This window comes from Allomesorhizobium aridi (genome assembly GCF_043769475.1).
In the GTDB taxonomy this organism is placed as follows: domain Bacteria; phylum Pseudomonadota; class Alphaproteobacteria; order Rhizobiales; family Rhizobiaceae; genus Allomesorhizobium.
In genome coordinates this window covers 796,032-810,813 of record NZ_CP171729.1, presented here as the reverse complement: position 1 = coordinate 810,813, position 14,782 = coordinate 796,032, and the positions used below count along the sequence as shown (strand labels likewise).

Sequence of the window (14,782 nt, the reverse complement as noted above, 5' to 3'; positions counted from 1 at the left end):
GCTCCTATTCCTTCGCGTAAACGCCGCCGACACCGCCGGATTTCTGGATTTCCAGGATCTCGAACGGCGCTTCCTTGGTGCCGCTCATGCCGGGCGAACCCATTGGCATGCCCGGCAGCGTCACGCCCTTGATGTCGGGGCGCTCCGTCAGCAGCTTGTTGACAGTCCCGACCGGCACATGACCGCCAACCACATAGCCGTCGATGAAGGAGAGATGGCAGCCCTCGGCCTCCTCCGGAATGCCGGCCTCCCGGCTCATGCCGGAAAGGTCGTGCGTCGGCTTGACAGTGACGGCAAAGCCGTTTTCACGCAGGTAGTCGGCATAACCCTCGCAGCAGCCGCATTGCGGGTTCTTGTAGAGCGTGACGTCCTTTTCACCCGCCAGGGCCGGACCGGCGCCTGAGAGCAGGGAAGCCAGGACAAGAGCTTTCAAGATGTTGGACATATTCGTTTCTCCATTTGGTATTGACGTTCAGGTGACGCGGATGACGCCCATCATGCCGCCGGCCTGGTGTTCGAGAACGTGGCAGTGAAACATCCAGTTGCCTGGATTGTCGGCAACGAAGGCGATCTCGACCTTCTCGCGCGGCGAGATCAGCACCGTGTCCTGCCACTCCCGGCGCTGGGTAGGCTGGCCGTTGCGGGAAATCACCCGGAACGAATGGCCGTGCAGATGCATCGGGTGGTGCCACGCCGTCGCATTGGTCATTGCGATGACGTGGCTCTTGTCGCGCGCGAGCGACAGCATAGGCTTCATGACGTGGCTGGTTTCGTCGGCGGCAACGCCGTTGATGAACCATGCGTTGCTGGAGTTCATCATCTCCATCATCCCTCCCATCATCGAATTCATGTCGCCCATCATGCCCCCCGGCTTCATGTCGCCCATCCGGCCCCCGGCGCACCCGGCCCCATCTTAGCGCCCATCTCCGCGGCGATCATTTCGCCCATCATACCGCCGTTGAAGAGGACCTCGTTACGGGACGCGTTTTCGAGATCCGGCTCCGGCAGCGGATTGGCCGGCAGGGCCACCGGCCAGTCCGGCGCGCGTTCTCTCAGGGAGGCGTCGGCATAGACGAAATCGACGAGCCGGAACTCGAGCCCTTCATAGAACCGGTCCATGATCGAAGACTGGCTGCCGGGCTCGCCCGTCATGTCGATGATCAGATCGGCGCGCATCGCCGGCCCTAAAACCACCCGCCCACCGTACGGCGCGTGCGGCGTCACCGGTTGGCCGTCGAGCGCGATCACGACCGGCTCATGGCCGGCGAAGTCGAGACTGAAGATGCGCGCATTGGCGGCGTTGATGAGCCGCAGACGGATGCGCTCGCCCTTTTTGACCGCAAAACTGTCCGGCACGCGCCCGTTGATGGTCACTGTGTTTCCGACGCGGCCGTTGTGATGGATGTCGTGCCGGTTGCCGAAATCCTCGCTGATTTCGCCCGATTTCTTCAGCCGCCAGTCGCCGAGAACCCAGGTTACATCGCGGTCGACCCGGATCGGTTCCGGCTCCTCGACGATCAGCGGGCCGTAAAGCCCGCGCCCGACCTGCTCGAAGCCGCGCTGGTGCGGGTGATACCAGAAGGTGCCGGCGTCTACCGCGTCGAACTCATAGACGAAGCGCTCGCCCACCGCGATCGGCGTCTGGGTCAGGTGCGGCACGCCGTCCATTGCGTTCGGCACGCGCACGCCGTGCCAGTGCACGGTCGTCTCTTCGGCAAGGCCGTTCTCAACCTCCACCCGCAGTCGCTCACGCTGGCGGACGCGGATCTCGGGACCGGGAACGGCGCCGTTGTAGCCCCAGATAGTCGTCTTGCTGAACGGCTCCGGCACTAGCCGCACCCGATCGGGTACTGCCCGCAACCGGACCTCGCGCATAGCCGCGGCATTGGCTGGCGGTTGCTGGTAGAGGGGGAGCATCACACCCGCCGCGCCTGCGGCGGCCGATGCAAGAAAGCCCCGACGCGTCAGCGCCGGCATTGGAAATCTCGACATGGATCAACCATCCTGAAAAGTCTGTCGTTCATCCGCATGACAGCGTCGGAAAAGACGCCTCATGCGAAAATTGCGATCACCGGCGGCAAGTTCGCCAGCGATCGACGCGACGACACCGGCAGCCGGGCATGCCCGGCTCGTGTCAGTTCAGGAAGATGGTTCGTGGAGGAGAGGGATCCGGCGAACGGATAAGACCGTCCGGCGCTTTCAGCGGAGAACTCGCGATACCGGCGGCCACGAAGGGCAGTTCAATTCCGGCAGCCGCCGGAACTGCGGCAAACGGCGCCATACAGGCCTGGCCGCACACCGGGGCCTTGCCGCCCTCCGGCGGGCAGGCATCGCAATCGCCCATATCTCCGTCGCCCATCGTGGAGACCGACATCGCCAACGACATGCTCGTCGCCTGCGTTGCGTGCGCAACCGTGCCCGCGGCGAACACCGCGAGCAGGACGAGCGCAAGGATGCGGGCAAGCCTGTTCATGACCGTTCATGCTATCCTGTTTGCGCATGATGTCCAGTTGCAGGCGCTGTCGGTAGTGTCTCAGTTTGAAATTTGCGCAATGATCAGCACGGCGACGACTTCGATGAGGGGGATTACCACGTAGACGGCAAGAAAGCCGGCAATCCACATCCCGATTTTGACCAGCCATGACGGATGAGGGGTAGCCTTCCAAGCGAAATATGCGCTCGCGACGCCCAAACCCAATGTGACAATGCCAATGGTCGGAGACCGCGTCATTGGAAGCATTAGATCATCAAAAACAAGAAAGATCGCGCTAACGAAGATTAGTTGGGCCATGAGCCCGAATAGAAACGCGCGTTTCACGCGGCCCGCCCGGTGCTATCTTTTGTCGGCATCAGGCGACGGCTTTCGTTTTGTACGGTCCGCGCGGTCCCGGCTTCGCGGCAACTTCATCCATCATGACGCAAAGATCGTCCATAGACCAGAGTGTTTCTGAAACGCCAGCGGCAATTGCGGGCGAAATTTTCAAGGTCTTGTGGATGCGAATAAAGTTGTACCAGACAGTGTACAGCGCCACCATGTGAACGTGGCTTTCAAACTTCTTTGAAAAGGCGTTGGTAAGGCGGGTAAACCGGCGCATATGCATCCGCATGGTAAGGTTCTGGCGTTCGATGTGCGACATGCTTACATGCGCCAGATCGGGTGAGCCTTCGATGCGGGTCCTTGTTAGCTCCGGTGCAAACGGCGGGGCTGTAGCGGCGTTCTGCGCTCGCCTTCTTGCCTTCCGGCTCGCCGTACTGCTTCACAAGCATCGCGTAGTCGAACTGAGACACTACCGCGCTGTCGGGAGTGTTTCGGTTGAATTTGGGCGGCGAGACTCGCAATGGCGAAAAAAACGCCCTTGGAATCGCGGTGCGGTCGAGAATTGTACGGAACCAACAATTCTTCCACCCGTTAACGGGCAGCCCGTTTTCCACAGGACGGGTGAATCGAGTCCTGGCAGGTCGCTCCCCTCACGCCGATCCTGCCGGGCTCGATTTGGTTTTAACTGGCTGTCGCAGGCGCGGAGTCGCGTCCCATCTTTACGATATTTCGCGTCCAGCCTCGCCGGAACTGGATTTCGCACGGCCGCACTCCTAAAATGATAGTATGGGCGTTTGCGTCCAGATGAAGCTTCGTGCGTTTCGGTTTCGAGCGCAGCAACTTTCGGATGCCGCCCGAATGGACGACCCGTACAAACCGAAGAAATCGACAAGCCCGAGGGCGGGGCGGCTGCTGGCGATTGACGCCTGGATCGATACCACACTCTACGAGGCCGGTTTTGCGGCGCGGGAATTCTGGGAAAACCTCACCATCTTCTTCCGCCGATTTCGCGTCTCGGGCTGGCGGCGCGGCCTCGTCGAGCTCCTGAGCGAAGGTTTTACGCTCGGCGCGGCCGGCTCGGTGGTGATGCTGGCGCTGGCGCTGCCCGCCTTCGAGGAGACGTACGGCGACTGGCGCGCCCAGGACGATTTCGCCGTCACCTTCACCGACCGCTACGGCAACGAGATCGGCCAGCGCGGCATCATCCAGCGCGATTCCGTGCCGGTCGACGAAATGCCCGACCATGTCGTCAAGGCCGTCCTGGCGATCGAGGACCGCCGGTTTTTCGAGCATTACGGGATCGATTTTCTCGGCCTCGTCCGGGCCATGTCGGAAAACGTCCGCGCCAACTCGGTCGTCCAGGGCGGATCCAGCATCACCCAGCAGCTCGCCAAGAACCTTTTCCTGACCAACGAACGCACGATCGAACGCAAGGTCAAGGAGGCCTTCCTGGCGGTCTGGCTCGAGATGAACCTGACGAAGGAAGAGATCCTGCAGCTCTATCTCGACCGCGCCTATATGGGCGGCGGCACGTTCGGCATCGCGGCCGCGGCCGATTTCTACTTCGGCAAGACGGTCAAGGATCTGAATCTCGCCGAGGCGGCCATGCTCGCCGGCCTGTTCAAGGCGCCGGCCAAATACGCGCCGCACATCAACCTTCCCGCCGCCCGCGCCCGCGCAAACACCGTCTTGAACACCCTGGTGCAGGGCGGATTCATGACCGAGGGCCAGGTTCTCTCGGCCCGGCTGAGGCCTGCCGACATCGTCGACCGGGGCGATCTCCAGAGCCCGGACTATTTCCTCGACTGGGCCTTCGAGGAGGTCAAGCGCATTGCGGCGAAATCCGGCGTCCATTCGGTCGTGGCGCGCACCACGATCGACATGAACCTCCAGAAGGCGGCGGAAGAATCCGTCGAGTTCCACCTGCGCCAGCACGGCAAGGCATATCGTGTGGCCGAAGGCGCGGTCGTGGTGATGGAAAACGACGGCGCGGTGCGCGCCATGGTCGGCGGCAGGGATTACGGCACGAGCCAGTTCAACCGCGCGACGCGCGCGCTTCGCCAGGCAGGCTCGTCGTTCAAGCCTTATGTCTATGCGACCGCCATGGAACACGGCTTCGAGCCGAAATCGATCATTTCCGACGGCCCGATCTGGTGGGGCACCTGGTCGCCGAAGAACTATTCGCGCGGCTATTCGGGCCGCGTGAGCCTGACGGACGCGCTGGTCAGGTCGATCAACACTGTGCCGGTGCGGTTGGCCAAAGATCATTTCGGCGTCAAGCCGGTCGTCGAACTGGCGCATGCGATGGGCGTGGAATCGCCGCTCGAAGTGTTCAAGACGACGGTGCTCGGCACGTCGGGCATGACCGTCATGGACCAGGTGACCGGCTACAACGTGTTCGCCAATGGCGGCTATGCCGGCACGCGGCATGGCATAACCCAGCTTCTCACTCATTCCGGCGAGGTAATCTACGACCACGGGAAGGACGCCCCCATCCCCAGGCGGGTCCTGTCGCAACAGGCGGTGACGGCCATGAATTCCATCATGGTCCAGATACCCGAGCGCGGCACCGGCCGCCGCGCGGCCCTGCCGTCGATCCGCTCCGCCGGCAAAACCGGCACGACGCAGTCCTATCGCGATGCCTGGTATGTCGGCTACACCGGCAACTACACGGCCGCCGTCTGGCTCGGCAATGACGACTTTTCGCCCACCAACGACATGACCGGCGGCTCGCTGCCGGCGATGGTCTGGCAGAGGCTGATGGCCTATGCGCACCAGAATGTCGACCTGAAGCCGATCCCGGGTATCGAGAACCCCTTTGTCGATCCGAAGGTAGCGGCCAAGGCGATTGCAGAGGCGGCCAAGGCCGCGGCCAAAACGCCGGGCGAAGACGCAGCGCCGGTTGCCGACATCGGACGGCCTCCGCTGTTGTCCAGCACGACGACGCGCCTCCTGCGCCAGATGAGCAGCACGTTCCGCACCGCGCCGGTCATCGAAGCGCCGGCCGAGCCCGAAACCCTGTCGGCCATGTGAACCCGTCCGCCGAAGCCATAAAACCGCGCAGCCGTCCCGCCGAAGTCATACGGCTTGCGCCGCCCGCCCGTAACGCGATACTCGCGTAACGCGATACTCGAACGACGCATCTCTTCCCGCCGGCGCGCCTCATGCTCAAGATTGCCTTCCTCGCTCTTTTAACGCTTGCCATCGCCATCGGGGGGGCGCTGTCAGCCTTTGGTATGTGCTGGATGCGCGCGACGGCGTAGGCGCGGTCGCTATCGGCGGCTGGACGGCGTTTCCCGACATCGGCACGCCCGATGCCGACCCCTATTCGAAGGCTCGCGTTTCGCGCCAGGGCATCCTGGCTCTCGGCCGCGCCGAAGGCCTGGCCTTTGCGGCCACGCACGACGCCGGCGGCCAGCCGCTCCGGCGCGAGTGCTCCTACAGGATCGAAGGCATCGCCCCGCCGGCGCGCTTCTGGACGCTTTACGCGGCCGACTCGGCGCGCAATGTCATCATGGCCAACCAGCGCAAGACCGCGCTCCATTCGCTCGAACTCCTGCGCCGGCCTGACAATTCCTTCTCCATCGCCGTCAGCCGCAAGCCCGCTCCGGGCAACTGGTTCGGCGTGCCTGGCGCCGGCCCCATGCGGTTCGTGCTGACGCTCTACGACACTCCTGTCGCCGGCAGCACCGGCGTCGCCGACATGGAAATGCCGACGGTGGTGAACGTGGGGTGCGATGCTTAGGATCGCCTATGCCATTGCGCTCGGCCTGTTTGGCGCCGGCATCGTTCACATCGTCATCCTGCTTCTGGTGCCCGAACTGTCGGAGCGGGATGCCTGGTCGCGGCTTTCCGCGGCGGCCGGCCCGTACCGCATGATACGCATCGATCCGGACGCCGGCGGTTCCGCGTTGGTCGGTTCGGTCGACCCGCTCTTTCATGCGGCCGCTTGCCGCTTCGATCTTTCGGATGGCGTCGTCCAGGTCGGCGCGCCCGGTAACGTGCCGTTCTGGTCAGTGTCGGTCTACAATCGCGGCGGCCAGAATATCTACAGCTTCAACGACCGCACCGCGGCCACCGGTCTTCTCGATTTCGTGATCTTGACGCCGACGCAGATGATCGAACTGCGCAAGGACCTGCCCGAAGAGCTGCAGCAGTCCATCTTCGTGGAAGCCCCGCTCGATGAAGGCATCGTCGTCGTTCGTGCCTTCGTGCCGGACGAAAGCTGGGAGGAAGTCGTCAGCCGCTATCTCGGCAGCGTCTCCTGCACGCAGGGCTGATGCCCGCCGACGACTTCAATGCTGCGGCTTAGTCCGCTGCGGCGGCAGCCTGCTGACCGCCACCGAAACTGCGCCTGGAGCACCAGGACGCTCGTAGCGCACGCCGGGAAAGATGATGACTGTCGCGGGCGCTCCGGCGGTCCGGTCGGACCGGGGCGCTCCCGCTCTCTTCTGCACGAAGGAAACTATGCTGCCCATGACTTGCGAATTCCCTCTCGGTTGAACCGGAGCAACCACGCAACGCCTCCACCTCGATTAAGGCCAGCAGAGAGTTAACAGTCTGCTAACGGATCGGCGCTAACTTTAGCTTTGCGTTCCGCCCCGCAGGTTCAAAAGCGGGCGGCAGCGCGGCGTGTACCTTGTCAGGCGTAATTCGTGTCAGCATCCGATTTCAGGCAGATCGCCATCAAGGGCGAGGCGCGCAAGGCCGAACAGCTGTTTCGCGCCGCGGTTTCGGCCTTCTGCTCGCTGACCCGCCCGTCGCGCCGCGAGATCGCGCAACTCGAAGATCTCGCCATGCCGCTCTTCGAAATGGTCTCGGTGGAGTCCCGCCGTTTCGTTGCCGCCGCCCTCTCGGAATGCGAGCAGGCGCCGAAGGCACTGATCGACCGTCTCTGCGCCGAAACCGTCGACATCGCCGCGCCGCTGCTCGTCCGCTCGAAAGCGCTGACAGACATAGATCTCATCGCCCTGATCGGCCGGCACGGTCTGCCGCATGCCCGCGCCATCGCCCGCCGGCCCAGCCTCAATCCCACGATCGGCCACCTGATCCGGGCGCTCGAACGCAAAGCCCCGCCCGGCGCCGACCCCGCGCCGCAACCGGCCGAAGAAGCGGCGGCCGTGCCCGGTTCATCGTCGGGGTCCGCCGCCGACAACACACGCCGGCGCCTGCGGTCTATGATGCGTCCGGTCGGCAACGCCGATGCCGATCGGGCGGAGGCAGCTTTTCCGGAACGCAACTACTCGCGGCTGCGCGCCGCGGCACTCACCGGCAATCCGGCGTTCTTCCATGCAGCGCTGGCCGACGCGCTCGGCGTCGACGCCGCGGCCGCACGGTCGGTCGCCGGCATGTCCAGCCACTCCGCGTTGCTTGCGGGCCTGCGCTCTCTCGACCTTGCCGAGGAATGCGCCTTTCTCATCGTCGCCGCGACGTTCCCGGCGCATTTCCCGCATCCGGAAGCCATCCGCCTGTTTCTCGAGCGCTACCGCGCCCTCGACCGGGAGACCGCGGTCGAGCGCGTCCGCTGCTGGCAGATGGAAGCCGCTGCACTCGCCGTCCGCGGAACCACGCCGGTGAACGCCCGCCTTGCATCTCGCCCTCCAGACCTGACCGGATCATCGCCCGCGTTCAGCCGCGCCTCGGACGCTGACCGCTTCTGCGACATGGTGCTACCAAGAGTATACATAATGTGATATCGTTCAACTCAGGGTTATAACCCTGGGCGGGGGCGTAATATGGAAAAGCTGATATGGCCGGCGGCGCTTGTCGTGTGCGCGATCGGAGGGATGTTCATCTTCAAGGCCGATCTCTCGGCGATGATCAAGAGAATATCTGCAATAGATAAGAACGGCGTAACTTTGGTGCAGCAGATAGATAAAATCGACGTGAACTTGACCATAAATTCCGCCGACGAATTGACCAAGGCCAGGGATGCACTTGCCACCAGGGCCAAAGACATTCTCGGCATGCATCCCGTTGCACTCGCCTATTTTGTTCGCAGCGCCGATTGCTCCTTCTGGAACGTTGCGGAGATAACGAAAAGCAAGCACGAGCTGTACATCAAGGAACTGGCCACCACCGAACTCTCCGATGTCTATCTTGTCGACAACCCGGAGACGAAAAGCGGCTTTGGCGGGCCAGGCCTCCAGGTCGTTCACCGGGAAAAAGGCAAATTCCTGCTCATGGCATTTGGGGTGGAAGTCGATCAATGCAGTCCCGCCACCGGCGCCACCGTCTATCGGTAAGCACGTCTGTCGCCGGCCCGAAGGTGAAGCGCCTACGGCCTTGACCGGCCCTGGTTGTTAGTGACCTATACGGACATCGAACGCGCGAACAACATGTCGATTATCCGACTGGACGGAGACGGCAATGGACATTCGATCGACCCTAAAGGAGCTATGCGAGGCCTTCAACGCGCACGATCTCGATCGCATCATGACGTTCTTTTCTGACGATTGTGTCTTGGAGATGCCGAGGGGAAGCCAGCCTTGGGGTTCCCGTTTCGAGGGCAAGCGGAACGTACGAGAGGCGCTGGCAACACGCTTTGCAGGCCTGCCTGATATCCACTACGGCAATGATGAGCATTTCGTGGATCTGACCGCCGATACCGGCATGTCGAAATGGACACTCACAGGCACGACCCGCGAGGGGACGAAAAAGGAGGTCCAAGGCTGCGATTTCTACACGTTTCGCAACGGCAAGGTGACCCGCAAGGACTCATATTGGAAGATCGTGGAGTAAGAGTTCCCTGGTGGTAAAAACCTGACGCTTGGTATCCGAACGGAACACCGCTGCCGGACCGATTGTGTTGAAGAAGTCGCTGATCGGAGCGAGTTGTTGGCCCGCTCGACGTGACCGATGGATGCCTTGCCCCCTCAGGCGGGGGCCGGCAGAGGTGACATCGGGATCAGCTTGGCGATCTTGCGGAGGTTCTGGGCGGTGGCAGCGAGGAGGAACTCGTCTTTGGCACCGTTTGGACCTCGCAGGCGCAGGCGATCGAGCTTCAGGATGCGTTTGAGGTGCGCGAACAACATTTCGACCTTCTTTCGTTGCCTTCGTGAAGTGAGGTAGGCGTCGGTCGTGGCGATATCGCGCGCCCTGTCGCGGGCGCCTTCATGGATTGATCGCATGATCTTGCGAGCCGGCATGTTGGGCGTGCAGCGCTGGCGTAGAGCGCAGTCGCTGCAGTCCTGCTGGCGCGCACGATACCGAATGAAGCCATCCTGATCGACATTGGACCGGGGGACGGTAAAGTTCCGGTTTCGAGGTCGCAGGCGCTTGCCGCCGGGACAGATATAGCTGTCATCCTTCTGGTCGAAGGTGAAGGCCGATCGCTCGAATGTTCCGTCGGTGCGGGCGGATTTGTCGAACACCGGGATGTGCGGCGCAATGCCCTTGTCCTCGACCAGCCAGGCTAGGTTGGCGGCATCGCCATAGCTGGCATCGGCAGCCAGCCGGTCGGGCCGCAGGCCGAACCGTGCCTGCGCGCGGTCGATCATCCTGCGCTGGGCAGTCACCTCGGCCTGGCGTACCGAGGTGGTCGCCTCGACGTCAACGATCACGGCATGTTCGAGGTCGATCAGATAGTTGGTGCTGTAAGCGAAGAAGGCGCGCTCGCGCGTCGCGGCGGTCCATCGCGAGGCAGGGTCGGCCACCGCCAGTTGCTTGGGTGTGACCGGCGTCGCGCCACCGAACGCGGCATCGTCGAGCACCGCCAGATACTCTCGCACGGCGTGGCTGACACGTTCTTGCGGCAGCTGCTCGTGACGATCGACGGCGTGCTGCCGGCTCACATCGGCCCGGACCAGGCTGGCGTCGACCGCGAAGCCTTCGCCGCCGACCAGCCCCTCGGCAATGCAACGCGCCACCGTCATCTCGAACAGCTCGCGCAGCAGATTGCTGTCGCGGAAGCGCCCGTGTCGGTTCTTGGAGAAGGTCGAGTGGTCGGGCACGTCGCCCTCGAGGCCAAGACGGCAGAACCAGCGATACGCCAGGTTCAGATGAACTTCCTCGCACAGACGCCGTTCGGAGCGGATGCCCATGCAATAGCCGATGATCAGCATCCGGATCATCAGCTCGGGATCAATCGAAGGCCGACCTGTCTCGCTATAGAAGGGGCGCAAGTGCTCGCGGATGTCCGACAGGTCCAAGAACCGGTCGATCGAGCGTAGCAGATGGTCCGCCGGCACGTGTCGATCCAGGTTGAAGCTGTAAAACAGCGTCTCCTGCGCCACCGTTCGCTCACCCATCATCGGCCGACTCTCCGGATGCTGGCAATGAGTGAATCAGTTGATCGACGCTACTTCAAGACTGAGTTTTTCAACACAATCGGACCCATTGCAGACATCCCAGCAGACAGCCGTTATATTTCCACGAAATTCTAGCGCCAAGCAGTTCGCATCATGCCAGTGATATCAGACACCCCGATCCTAAGCGCCACGGTGACTAGCAGTATCGCTTTTGTTTTTCTCGCCTTGGCCACTTTTTACTGCATTCGCGAACTCTTGTCTGCGTGGAGAGCAGGCTCGATTCAGTCAAAAACTGGTCTCGTTCTCCGAAGCTCGGATGTTGTGACTTTCCGACGCCTAGTGGATTGATCGGATCAAAAGAGTCCGATTTTGGGATTCCGTTTTGCGGTGTGGCGTGCGAGTTTGATGCATGCGCAATGGCATCTCCTTCACCGTTTCGGCCAGCGATCGTCAGCGCTTGCAAGCGATCGTCGCGGCCCCTGGAAGCCCGCAGAAGCATGTCTGGCGGGCGCGTATTGTCCTTCTGAGCGGCGATGGTCTGGGCACCTCGGCAATCATGGCCGAGACCGACAAGTCCAAGACCTGTGTCTGGCGCTGGCAGGAGCGGTTCATGCACGAAGGCGTCGATGGACTGCTTCGCGACCGGTCCCGTCCGCCTGGAAAGGCGCCGGTCCCGCCGAAGCATGTCGCCGAGATCGTCCGCCTGACGCAGGCGACGCCGCCGCATGAGGCGACCCATTGGACGCTGCGCGCGATGGCCAAGGTCGCCGGCATTGCAGCGTCGACGGTGCAGGGTATCTGGAAGGCCCACGGTCTCAGCCCGCATCGCTGGCGGCACTTCAAGCTCTCCAACGACCCGGCCTTCGCCGAGAAGCTGACGACCATCGTTGGCTTGTATGTCGATCCGCCGGCCCATGCCGTGGTGCTGTCGGTCGACGAGAAGTCGCAGATCCAGGCCCTCGACCGAACCCAGCCCGGCCTGCCAATGAAGAAGGGCCGCGCCGGCACGATGACACACGACTACAAGCGGCACGGCACAACGACGCTCTTCGCTGCCCTCAACGTGCTGGACGGCACGGTCATGGCGCAGAACATGCAGCGCCACCGCCATCAGGAGTTCATCCGCTTCCTCAACCGCATCGAGCGCGAGGTGCCGGCGGACAAGGCAATCCATGTGATCCTCGACAATTACGCCGCGCACAAAAAAGACAAGGTCCGCGCCTGGCTCGACCGCCACCCGCGCTGGACCTTCCATTTCACCCCAACATCCTGCTCCTGGCTCAACGCCGTCGAGGGCTTCTTCGCCAAACTCACCCGGCGCAGGCTCAAGCACGGCGTCTTCCATTCCGTTGTCGATCTTCAGGCCGCCATCAACCGCTTTATCCGCGAATACAATGCCGAGAACCCGCAACCATTCATCTGGAAAGCCAACCCCGATGACATCATCGCCGCCCGAAACCGCGGGTTCCAAACGTTGGAATCAATCCACTAGTTGGCGTAATCGTATTTGCAGTTGCTTTGTGTACACTTAGTCTTTTTTGCTGTCACTGCCGGACTTATGCGGCATATGTTCGGTATCAGCGAGTTGAGCGGAGGAGCGGCACTCGCCGTCTTGACTCTCGTTTTTCTGGTGGCCTTGGCTGCCAAGTTCAGCCGATAAGGACCGCCGGCTGAACCGCATTGACTGCAATTGGCTGACCGCTTGCCACCCTGAGCGGCTTACAGACCCGGAACCAAGCGTCAGATTTCGACCACTAGGGTGCGTTGAGATTCAGGTCAGGCCGCGCCGGAATCGAAGATGGGCGCGCAGCGACCAAAATGGTGGATTTCGAGAACCGGAGCGGAGCGTACATTCGGGTACGTGAGCACCGGAAGCGCAGAAAGCCGCCATTTGCAGGCCGGCATCACCTGAATCTCAAGGCACCTACGCCGTGACCACCGCGATCAATTCCTCGATGGGCGTCTGGCCGGCTTCGATCTCCACGACCCAGACATCCGGATCGAAGCGCACTTCCTTCTCCAGCCGCCGGTCCACCGCCGCACTGTCCTCCCCTTCGTTCAGCCGCATGAACCGGCGCTCTTCAGGCCTGCCCGGATCGTAGCTCGTCTGGGGCGCCGGGCCGAAAAGGCTGGCCTCGCCGAACCGGTCGCGCGAAACGATGAACACCGCGCCCGCCTCCGTCGCGCCGCGCTTGACCACCGCCGCGAACCCGCCCGCGGCGAAAATCCGGCGCATAAGCGCCGATACGAACAGATCGGTGGTGACGCGCATCGTTTCAGGAACTTTTCCGTCGGGTGATCAATCCCTCACCCTTACTCTCCCCCGGTGGAACGGGAAAGGGGTGGCGACCAAGCTCATCCGGATGACGGGCAAAAGCAGAAGACCCTGGGACCCCTTCCGTAGCCGATCATGGAAACGCCGAGGCATGGCAACTGTGTTTCAGGCATATGCTTTCTGGTCGCGTTGCATGGCGTTGAGGATGGTGAGGAGCTTTCTGGCTGCGGCGATGACGGCGAGTTTCCTGGAGCCGGAGCGGGCGGCGATGGCGCTGTAGAAGGCCTTGAAGCGCGGCGCAGCGCGGATGGCGCCGAGCGCCGCCATATAGAGCGCCTTGCGCACGCGCGGCCGGCCGCCGCGGATGGGGCGCCGGCCGCGCCGCGTTCCCGAATCGTTGTTGCGCGGCGCCAGCCCGGCCAGGCTGGCGATGGTTTTGGGCGAACGGCCTCCGAGCTCGGGCAAATGGGCGATGAGGGTGAGCGCGGTGACGGGTCCGACGCCGGGGGCCGAGCGCAGGATGGCGAACGTGGCGGCGGTGGCGGCGTCGGCTTCGGCGATGGCGCTTGCGATGACCGCCTCGATGGTCGCGATGCGCTTGGCGAGGCAGGCGACGGCCGCCTCGATGTCGGCGATGACGTCGGGATCGAAGGCTTCGCCGAGATGCCTGGCCTCGCGGGCGCGGGCCTCGACGAGCTGGTCGCGGCGGCGCGCCAAGGCGGCGATGCGCTCGCGCTGGCGGCACGGCGGCTGGTCGGGCGCCGGGGTGAAGCGGCGGCCGTAGTCGGACAGCATGCGGGCGTCGAGCTTGTCGGTCTTAGCCAGAAGCCCGCCGGCCTCGGCGAAGCGGCGGGTCTGGACGGGGTTGCGCCTGGTGCTGGCGATGCCGGCCTCGGCCAGGGCGTGGCGCAACAGCCGGTCGTGGACGCCGGTCGCCTCGAAGACGACGAAATCGCGCCCCGGCGCAAGTCCGGCCGCGAAAGCCTCGATCGGCCCGGCCCGGTTGGCGAGCCGCCGGAAGCTGCGGCTGGACGGATCGAACACGTCGAGCATGTCCTTGCAGATGTCGCAACCGATGTAGTTATGCTGTATCATCACCGTGCCTCTTCCTGTGGTGCGAGGTCTGTGCAGCAGCCTCGTGCAACTGTTCAGGTTGATGGTTTCGAAGCGGGAGGGGAGCCGAGCCATGCCGCGGCCTGTCGGGCAAAACCCGACGACCAGGATTCCCACGGCCTCCTTCCCGCGCTCACCATACGCCAAAACAAACACACAGGATTCCCGACACTCTCCGCTCGCTGCGCTCGCTCAAGAGGTCGGGAATGACGGATTGCTTTGGTGGCTCTCCGTTTAGTCTCCAACCCCGGCGAGTTGCAAAAACACCCCATGAAGCTTGTCATTCCCGACCTCGTGAGCGAGGAACGAGCGGAGAGTGTCGGGAAT

The 14,782-nt window shown here is 63.0% G+C and carries 15 protein-coding genes and 1 pseudogene; 7 read left to right on the top strand and 9 right to left on the bottom strand.

Annotated elements, in window-relative coordinates; all coding sequences use genetic code 11:
• Window positions 1-4 precede the first annotated feature (4 nt).
• From ACG873_RS05900 to ACG873_RS05875, 6 genes and pseudogenes are all read right to left on the bottom strand, one after another.
• Window positions 5-445 carry a DUF411 domain-containing protein gene (locus tag ACG873_RS05900; protein WP_394890873.1) on the bottom strand — a complete coding sequence of 147 codons (441 nt, stop codon included), beginning with the start codon at window positions 443-445 and terminating at the stop codon, window positions 5-7.
• A 27-nt stretch (window positions 446-472) separates the two neighbouring features.
• Complete coding sequence (locus ACG873_RS05895; RefSeq protein ID WP_394890872.1) at window positions 473-877, bottom strand: multicopper oxidase domain-containing protein; 405 nt, start codon at window positions 875-877, stop codon at window positions 473-475.
• Window positions 874-1,992 carry a multicopper oxidase family protein gene (locus ACG873_RS05890; protein WP_394890871.1) on the bottom strand — a complete coding sequence of 373 codons (1,119 nt, stop codon included), beginning with the start codon at window positions 1,990-1,992 and terminating at the stop codon, window positions 874-876. Before ACG873_RS05890 ends, ACG873_RS05895 begins: the two co-directional genes overlap by 4 nt.
• A 142-nt stretch (window positions 1,993-2,134) precedes the next feature.
• Complete coding sequence (locus ACG873_RS05885; RefSeq protein WP_394890870.1) at window positions 2,135-2,473, bottom strand: hypothetical protein; 339 nt, start codon at window positions 2,471-2,473, stop codon at window positions 2,135-2,137.
• 60 nt (window positions 2,474-2,533) lie between these two features.
• Window positions 2,534-2,818: a hypothetical protein gene (locus ACG873_RS05880; RefSeq protein ID WP_394890869.1), complete on the bottom strand. Its 285-nt coding sequence runs from the start codon at window positions 2,816-2,818 to the stop codon at window positions 2,534-2,536.
• An 85-nt stretch (window positions 2,819-2,903) separates the two neighbouring features.
• Window positions 2,904-3,300, bottom strand: a pseudogene (locus ACG873_RS05875) (IS1 family transposase); the annotation flags it as partial.
• Between the two features lie 376 nt (window positions 3,301-3,676).
• On the opposite strand from ACG873_RS05875, the gene ACG873_RS05870 reads away from it, so the two are divergent.
• From ACG873_RS05870 to ACG873_RS05845, 6 genes are all read left to right on the top strand, one after another.
• Window positions 3,677-5,851, top strand: coding sequence for a transglycosylase domain-containing protein (locus tag ACG873_RS05870; protein ID WP_394890868.1), 2,175 nt, complete (start codon window positions 3,677-3,679; stop codon window positions 5,849-5,851).
• A gap of 205 nt (window positions 5,852-6,056) precedes the next feature.
• Window positions 6,057-6,563, top strand: coding sequence for a DUF1214 domain-containing protein (locus tag ACG873_RS05865; RefSeq protein WP_394890867.1), 507 nt, complete (start codon window positions 6,057-6,059; stop codon window positions 6,561-6,563).
• Window positions 6,556-7,098, top strand: coding sequence for a DUF1254 domain-containing protein (locus tag ACG873_RS05860; protein WP_394890866.1), 543 nt, complete (start codon window positions 6,556-6,558; stop codon window positions 7,096-7,098). Before ACG873_RS05865 ends, ACG873_RS05860 begins: the two co-directional genes overlap by 8 nt.
• A gap of 375 nt (window positions 7,099-7,473) precedes the next feature.
• Complete coding sequence (locus ACG873_RS05855) at window positions 7,474-8,511, top strand: hypothetical protein (RefSeq protein ID WP_394890865.1); 1,038 nt, start codon at window positions 7,474-7,476, stop codon at window positions 8,509-8,511.
• A 42-nt stretch (window positions 8,512-8,553) separates the two neighbouring features.
• Entirely contained in the window at window positions 8,554-9,063 is a 510-nt protein-coding gene (locus ACG873_RS05850) for a hypothetical protein (RefSeq protein WP_394890864.1), read from the top strand.
• Between the two features lie 124 nt (window positions 9,064-9,187).
• Entirely contained in the window at window positions 9,188-9,559 is a 372-nt protein-coding gene (locus ACG873_RS05845) for a nuclear transport factor 2 family protein (RefSeq protein WP_394890863.1), read from the top strand.
• A gap of 134 nt (window positions 9,560-9,693) precedes the next feature.
• Here ACG873_RS05845 and ACG873_RS05840 read toward each other — a convergent pair whose 3' ends face one another.
• Window positions 9,694-11,070 carry a transposase gene (locus ACG873_RS05840; RefSeq protein WP_394889650.1) on the bottom strand — a complete coding sequence of 459 codons (1,377 nt, stop codon included), beginning with the start codon at window positions 11,068-11,070 and terminating at the stop codon, window positions 9,694-9,696.
• 406 nt (window positions 11,071-11,476) lie between these two features.
• Between ACG873_RS05840 and ACG873_RS05835 the strand changes: the two genes are divergently transcribed.
• Window positions 11,477-12,559 carry an IS630 family transposase gene (locus ACG873_RS05835; protein WP_394887369.1) on the top strand — a complete coding sequence of 361 codons (1,083 nt, stop codon included), beginning with the start codon at window positions 11,477-11,479 and terminating at the stop codon, window positions 12,557-12,559.
• Window positions 12,560-12,991: 432 nt separating this feature from the next.
• On the opposite strand, the gene ACG873_RS05830 is transcribed toward ACG873_RS05835, so the two are convergent.
• Together ACG873_RS05830 and ACG873_RS05825 are read right to left on the bottom strand one after the other, a co-directional pair.
• Window positions 12,992-13,339: a DUF1491 family protein gene (locus ACG873_RS05830; RefSeq protein WP_394890862.1), complete on the bottom strand. Its 348-nt coding sequence runs from the start codon at window positions 13,337-13,339 to the stop codon at window positions 12,992-12,994.
• 168 nt (window positions 13,340-13,507) lie between these two features.
• Entirely contained in the window at window positions 13,508-14,437 is a 930-nt protein-coding gene (locus tag ACG873_RS05825; protein WP_394886544.1) for an IS110 family transposase, read from the bottom strand.
• Window positions 14,438-14,782: the final 345 nt, after the last annotated feature.